Raw genomic sequence first — 468 nt, forward strand, 5'->3', positions numbered from 1 at the left:
TCGCACAATCGGGGCGGTTTCCTCGTCAATGAGCAGATGGTTTTTGTCCTCCGGGTCTTTCCGATACCCAAACGGGGCAAGACACCCGGTAAACTGTCCTTTCTGCGCTTTCAGAAGATAAGAGGAATGGACTTTCTTGGAAATATCCTTGCTGTACATCTCGTTCAGGATATTCTTGAACGGGGCAATATCGTTGTTATCCCGCAGGGTGTCGATACCGTCATTCATGGCGATATAGCGGACACCGTTTCTTGGGAAAAAGTCCTCAATCAAATGCCCGGTTTGCAGATAGTTCCGCCCCAGTCGGCTGAGGTCTTTCGTGATGACAAGGTTGATTTGCCTGCGCTCAATGGCTCTCAACATTCTCTGTAAATCAGGACGCTCCATATTAAGACCTGTGAAGCCATCGTCCTGATAGACTGCCACAACCTCCCATCCCTGCTTTTCGCAGTATTTTTCCAGCATATC

The 468-nt window shown here is 48.9% G+C and carries 1 protein-coding gene; it reads right to left on the reverse strand.

Annotated elements, in window-relative coordinates:
* A partial coding sequence (locus IEY11_RS15000) for a recombinase family protein (protein ID WP_243184033.1) occupies nt 1-468 on the reverse strand: 468 nt, incomplete at both ends.

Origin of the sequence: Butyricicoccus faecihominis, from assembly GCF_014648015.1 — a bacterium.
GTDB classification, from domain to species: domain Bacteria; phylum Bacillota; class Clostridia; order Oscillospirales; family Butyricicoccaceae; genus Agathobaculum; species Agathobaculum butyriciproducens.